Source organism: Methanospirillum sp., assembly GCF_028679455.1.
Taxonomy (GTDB): Archaea; Halobacteriota; Methanomicrobia; order Methanomicrobiales; family Methanospirillaceae; genus Methanospirillum.
Genome location: NZ_JAJRBM010000289.1, coordinates 1 through 5,995 on the forward strand (window position 1 = coordinate 1; position 5,995 = coordinate 5,995).

The 5,995-nt window shown below is 50.4% G+C and carries 7 protein-coding genes; 2 read left to right on the forward strand and 5 right to left on the reverse strand.

Annotated features, from left to right (window positions below):
* Window positions 1-64 precede the first annotated feature (64 nt).
* Complete coding sequence (locus tag LUQ50_RS09765) at window positions 65-442, reverse strand: DUF2150 family protein (RefSeq protein WP_300039629.1); 378 nt, start codon at window positions 440-442, stop codon at window positions 65-67.
* 134 nt (window positions 443-576) lie between these two features.
* On the opposite strand from LUQ50_RS09765, the gene thiI reads away from it, so the two are divergent.
* Entirely contained in the window at window positions 577-1,800 is a 1,224-nt protein-coding gene (gene thiI, locus LUQ50_RS09770; RefSeq protein ID WP_300039631.1) for a tRNA uracil 4-sulfurtransferase ThiI, read from the forward strand.
* 21 nt (window positions 1,801-1,821) lie between these two features.
* On the opposite strand, the gene pscS is transcribed toward thiI, so the two are convergent.
* Window positions 1,822-3,006 carry an O-phospho-L-seryl-tRNA:Cys-tRNA synthase gene (gene pscS, locus LUQ50_RS09775; protein ID WP_300039633.1) on the reverse strand — a complete coding sequence of 395 codons (1,185 nt, stop codon included), beginning with the start codon at window positions 3,004-3,006 and terminating at the stop codon, window positions 1,822-1,824.
* Window positions 3,003-3,185, reverse strand: a complete 183-nt coding sequence (locus tag LUQ50_RS09780; RefSeq protein WP_300039635.1) for a hypothetical protein — start codon at window positions 3,183-3,185, stop codon at window positions 3,003-3,005. The genes pscS and LUQ50_RS09780 overlap by 4 nt, the downstream gene beginning before the upstream one ends.
* A 121-nt stretch (window positions 3,186-3,306) precedes the next feature.
* Here LUQ50_RS09780 and LUQ50_RS09785 point away from each other — a divergent pair, with 121 nt between their 5' ends.
* Window positions 3,307-4,836 carry an ATP-binding protein gene (locus tag LUQ50_RS09785; RefSeq protein ID WP_300039637.1) on the forward strand — a complete coding sequence of 510 codons (1,530 nt, stop codon included), beginning with the start codon at window positions 3,307-3,309 and terminating at the stop codon, window positions 4,834-4,836.
* On the opposite strand, the gene LUQ50_RS09790 is transcribed toward LUQ50_RS09785, so the two are convergent.
* Both LUQ50_RS09790 and LUQ50_RS09795 read right to left on the reverse strand, forming a co-directional pair.
* Window positions 4,837-5,700 carry a formate/nitrite transporter family protein gene (locus LUQ50_RS09790; RefSeq protein WP_300039639.1) on the reverse strand — a complete coding sequence of 288 codons (864 nt, stop codon included), beginning with the start codon at window positions 5,698-5,700 and terminating at the stop codon, window positions 4,837-4,839.
* Window positions 5,701-5,768: 68 nt separating this feature from the next.
* The coding region (locus tag LUQ50_RS09795; protein ID WP_300039641.1) for a DUF2070 family protein at window positions 5,769-5,995 on the reverse strand (227 nt) is incomplete at its 5' end.

The following is a 5,995-nucleotide window of genomic DNA, read 5'->3' on the forward strand; positions in this document are numbered from 1 at the left end:
CATCGATTGCCTTCCCTTTTTTTACCAGCGCTTTGATATCTTCATCAAAACTGCCTTCCAGGAACTACTTAGAGGCAGCAAAGAGAACAAGCATCGAGAACTGAAGTGATTCGATCACCTCTTCGAGATCCCCCTCAACGTATTGGTTTAGCACGATCTCTTCCACATCACTGATCCGTTGGAGTGCCTCTTCCTTAGAAAACCGGTTATTCTGGAAAAGTTTGATGATCTTCAGGACTTCGATACAGATGTCCTGGTTAAAACTTGAGAGCATCTGAAATCCTTCAGGCATCTCCTCATCATCAGCCCCTCCCTCGAAGTCAGCTTCACTGAGTGCTTTGATCCAATTCTCCCAGCGCTCCTGGCTGTAGAAGATATAGAATAATTTGAGTGGAGCTTCCTCTTGTGCCGGGGCAGCATCCTTCTTCTTTTTTGGAGCCATTACGTACACCTGACCGTCTGATCGTATAGTCTTTTTTCTGATCGATCGGAGGCATTACTTTTCGTTCGGTATCTGAATATAAGTCCCCCTCCCACGAAGCACCTATCACACCTGACGCCAACGTATGAGCATTCATGGAGAATGGAAAGTCCGGCGTAGTCATGATCCGGTTTGGTGAACTCTTTCTTAAGAGTGAACCCGTACGACGGCAGTTTATGAAAGTGCTGATTGGAAATATCAGGTCTGCACTTTCCAGCCACGGAATTGAATCCACCATCGAAGACAACCGGAGTCGGATTCTGGTGTGGTCTGATACTCCTGATCTGCTCCTTCCACTGCTGAATCATATCTTTGGAGTGGTTGATATTGCCCCTGTCCTCATGGCTGAACCATCTGTTCCTGCTCTTAGTGCAGTTGCTTCAGAACTGGCAAAATGGCGTCTGAAGCCCGGGATGAGTTTTGCGATCCGGGCACGGCGCGAACAGGTTCCCGGATTTACCAGCCAGGAACTTGGTGCAGCAGCAGGAGGTGCAGTCCTTGACGCAGTTCCGGGTGTCAGGGTTGATCTCACCCATCCTGACTATGAAATATTCTTGGAAGCGCGAAAGGAGGGGGGTATTGCGTATGATGTTCGGATCCCCGGGCCGGGAGGGTTACCATATGGCACCCAGGGCTCTGCCCTTTCCCTGCTCTCTGCTGGAATTGACTCACCGGTTGCCTCCTGGATGATGATGAAACGGGGGGTAAAAGTCACCTTCCTGTATGTTGATACCGGTGTGTATGCTGGCCCTGATTGTTACCACAATGTCCTGCGAAATTTCGCTGCGCTCTCATCCTGGGTCCCTGGTATCAGGCTGGATATGCATGTGGTACAAGCACAACCGTTTTACGACCTGCTGATGGTAGAACAGGAACCACGGTACCGATGTGTCCTATGCAAGCGGGGTATGCTTCTCATGGGTCAGGCATTTGCACAGCAACGAAAGTACGCTGCACTGGTAACCGGAGACAACCTTGGGCAGGTTGCGACCCAGACTCTCCAGAACATTGTCACCATCTCATCCTCTGTAATGGTACCGATCCTCCGGCCTCTCATCGGGTATGATAAAGAGGAGATCATCTCCCTCGCCCGAAAGATTGGGACTTTCACGAACGATCCCGGTGATACCTCCTGCGGGGTGGTTCCCTCTAAACCGGCAACGGCCGCAGATCAACAGGTCATTGAAACGGTTGAAACAAGGCTCAACATCAAAGATCTGATCCCTTCCCTTCTCCAATCAGGTTATCGGGTCTCTGCAATGAACGGAAAAATTGTTCCTGAAAACGAACCAGGTTCTAAAAGTAAGGGATGGATCTGAGTCCAGACAACGATGAACATGTTAGCCGGATTTTACCGGCAGTCCCTCTTCCCTGGCAATCTCAAGAAACATATCAGCCACGTACCTCGCCTGCTCTTCAGTGATACCATAGGGATTAAACTTCCAGACCTTGGTTGATCCTGCGATGATCCCGGTAATCCCCCGTTCCCGAAGTGCACTGATCAGGAAAAATCCTTTCTTTTTATTGGTTTTTGCTGCCTTGTCAAAGGACCCGGTGGTATTCATCCGGGTCAGGGGGTGTTTGCGTGGGTACTCACTCATCACCTGAGTGCCTTCGATTGAGCAGAGGGCATCTACTATCCGGTTACACCGGGAAAGGTGCTGGTCATATTGCTTCACTCGTTCCCGAACATGAGGGAATGAGGCCATCATCCCCATCGAAGTCACTCCCATCAGCGTGCATCCCATCATTTCAACCTCCTTGACACCGAAGGTTCTGCCCGTGATATCCCCTTTAACCTGGGTCGTCCTGAATAACGTATCAGCCCACTCTGATGTGGTTGCCAGCACTCCTGATGGAGCCGGAGCTGCCATGCTTTTATGTCCTGATCCAACCAGAAAATCAGCGCCAATATCCTTCCCATCAACCGGCATGATACCAATGGTATATGCCCCGTTGCACAAAACCGGGATATCATACTGGTGTGCAACCCGGGCAATATCCTGCACCGGGTGGAGATTGCCGTACTGGTAATCCACCTCTTCCACATAGAGTAGTGCAGGGGTTTTTCCTGCACTTCTGGTGACTTCCTCAATTCGTGAAGCCACCGCATCAGCAGTAATTATGTTTGCGTCGTTTGCAGGAACCTCATGGGGGACACCTCCTGCCTGTTCAACTGAAAGAAACTCGGTGTAATGGGAGAATGCAGTAAGGAGTACCGGGTCTCCTTTCCCAACCACGGTATCTGCGACAGCCTGAAACCCCCGCCGCGCCCCAGGGACCAGGCGGGCAATATCCATATTAAGAAATTTTGCCAGTTCATCATGAAACCGGGCAAGTGGTGGTTTTTTGATGCAGTCAAGCCGGAACGGCTTTTCGCAGTTATCACAGACCGAGTATCCATCCCCGTACGCGAGTACTGCTTTCATCGCGTCAGCACTCAGCCTTCCTCCTGCCTGGATGGGATCCAGGTTGATGAAGAGTTCTTCGATAAGCCGGGTATCGATCCCCTCACCACAGTTCATGATACCAGTTCCTCTCTCAGGATACTGATCTGTTTTTCTAGTTTTTCCAGTGATTTTGCAGTATTTGCCTTCTGTTCCGCTGATAACTGGTGTAAGGGAGCGGTCTCCCTGAGTATCCCCCTGATATCACTTAGCAGAAATAAACCCTGAAATACTGCTTCTGCAGCTCGTCTTGACATATTTTTCCGGAGCCCCCTCGTGGATCATAATTGTGATGAATTTTGATATCTACCTGTTCTCATTCAAAGTCAGGTAAAATATCCATATACTCTTATCAGGCAGACTCCCTCTCAGTAACATATGACCAGTAGCAGGTTGCTGGATAACAGGCTTACCGGCACCAGCGTTCTTCATTATACATTTCAAACACCGGCTGACGCTCCCATGACCATTGGAGATCTAGTGGTGGTTGATGATCAGCAGAATCTGATCCGCTTTTTTGCCAGAATTACCGGAATCGGGCATAATGACCAGACTGGTCCGCCTGATGCCCACAGTGATACCTCACTGATGATGACTGCCTACCCTATCGGGTGCATCGGAGTGGATGACGTCTTTCGGCGTCCCCGGGTAATGCCTGCGCGTTATTCCACGGTCAGGACCCTTGCTCCTGAAGACATCACCTATCTGAACAGGTTTATGGGTGAGATCGAGATTGGTCTGGTGGTCAGTGGTCAGCGTCCGATCCCCGAGCTCCCGGTCAGGATACCGGCAAAAATTCTTTCCCAACATATGGGAGTTTTTGCCACCACTGGTATGGGAAAAAGTAATTTCATGAAGGTCTTCTGTGCCTCGGCCATATCTGCGCGGCTCTTTGGTCTGCTCATTATAGATCCTCATGGAGAGTATGCGGCAGGACTACGTTCTGATTACGAGAGTCGCGGGCTCCTCCATCACCCCGATGCAGATACCGGGCTCTCGGTGTATTCAGTTCAAAATGAGGTTGTCAGGACTGAACTTGCAATGAATCAACTCCTGATCTGTCACGATGATCTGAGCATCACCGATCTCACCCTTCTCTTTGATCTCCTTCCCTCTGAGCGCGAAGTGATGAACCTTCTCACCACGTTTCCCGGCAGGGACATCATCGACTTCTTCATGAACGAGGATGTGGAATCTCTTCCCTCTCATGTCAAGACCACCGCATATATCGGTGATCACCAGGATATCGCCCAACGAATCAGAAGTGCCAGCCCTGATGCACTCCGGGTGGTACAACGCCAGATTCAGACTCTTGTGGATATCTCATCAGAATTTCTGCATCAGACCGAATCATCGGTTCCGGCGATCATTGAAGATCTTCTGGCTAACAAGGTGGTGCTGATTGATATTCCCCGGATGAGTGAGGTCGCTGAACTCTTCCTGCTCTCAGTCATCTCACGGGCAGTATTATCCCGGTACAAGCACGTTGTTCAATCCGGGCGGGCTGGAGAAGATGAACCTCATCGGGTTCTCCTCACGATCGAAGAGGCCCAACGGGTTCTCTCTATGGAGTCGGAAAAAACAGGGATTTTCAGACAGATTGCGATGGAGGGAAGAAAATTCGGGGTAGGTCTGTGTGCAATCACTCAGCAACCAAAGAACATTGATCCCCGTGTTCTCGCCCAGATGAATACGTTTGTAATCATGGGCCTTGCTGATCGACAGGATCGGGAGACGATTGCGTCATCAGCAAAACATGATCTCCGCGTGCTGGATCTTGAGATCCAGACGTTGGATCGGGGTGATGCAATCATCTCCACAGTTGGAATTCCTTTCCCGGTCAGTTGCCATGTACACCGGTATGAAGATTATATTGAGTACATATCACGGGATTATGAAGGGATTTGATTACCCTTCCAGTTCTTTTCTGAATGCAATCCAGTATAACAGGCCAGAAAAGATGAGTCCGCCGATAAGATTTCCAATGGTAACCGGGATCAGGTTACTAATCCACATAGCAGACCATCCGAGGTCTGCCACCTCAGGCCCGACCTGAGCAACCTGAAGCGGAGTAAGTCTTCCTGCAGTGAGCAGCCCGGCTGGGATCAGGTACATGTTGGTTACCGCGTGTTCAAGACCGCTTGCTGACATTGCCATGACCGGGAACCAGATTCCCATGATCTTCCCGAGGGCATCATCTGCACATAATGCGAGCAGGACACCGAGGTTCACCAGCCAGCCCGCCGCAAGTGAACTTCCTATGAGGGAGAAAAATCCGGCAACTCCAATCTCGCTGCATTTAGCTGCTGCAATACTTACGGTCGTAATCCCGGTAGATGACACGCCGGCAATTCCTGATGAATCGGTAACGATCAGGGGTCCGGCAGCCATCAGGGCAGCAAACAAAAATGCACCGATGAAGTTACCAACCCATACAGATCCCCAGAGACGCAGTACCATCATCCATGAGATCTGTGCTCTGAATGCAGCCATCGGAGCCAGCATTGCATCACCGGTGAACAGTTCTGCGCCGGTCAGGATGGTCAGGATGACCCCGAGCGGGAAAACTGCACCCCCTATGAAACGGACCATCCCTATGCCGAGGGTCAGTTCTATCCCGCTCGTGACTGCAACCATCAGAGCCGCTCCCATTCCGATATAAGCTCCGGACATGGCTCCTCTGAGCATGAGGTTCCATACCGGGAGGTGAGTCTTATAAACTCCCAGTTCTGACCCAGCCGGAAGAATGGATACGGGTGGATTACAACTCATGATTCCCTCCTAAACCACTCATCAGGATTAGTTGGACACGCATCTTCATTTCACTTCCTCTGTATTGTTCAGGAGAGGGCCATGTATGCAATTACCGAAAGAACAACTGCAAGTAACAGCATCCCTGTGCTGATAGGGATGATATAGACCAGTATCGTGTTCACAATGCTTGCGAGTTGTGCGATGGAATCTGATCCAAAGATAACCACTCCTTCGCATGATGCAGTACTTCCTGCTGCTTCTGCAGGTGAAAGATCATCAAGAGCCCGTGTCACTCCGTCATCGATGTACGGCA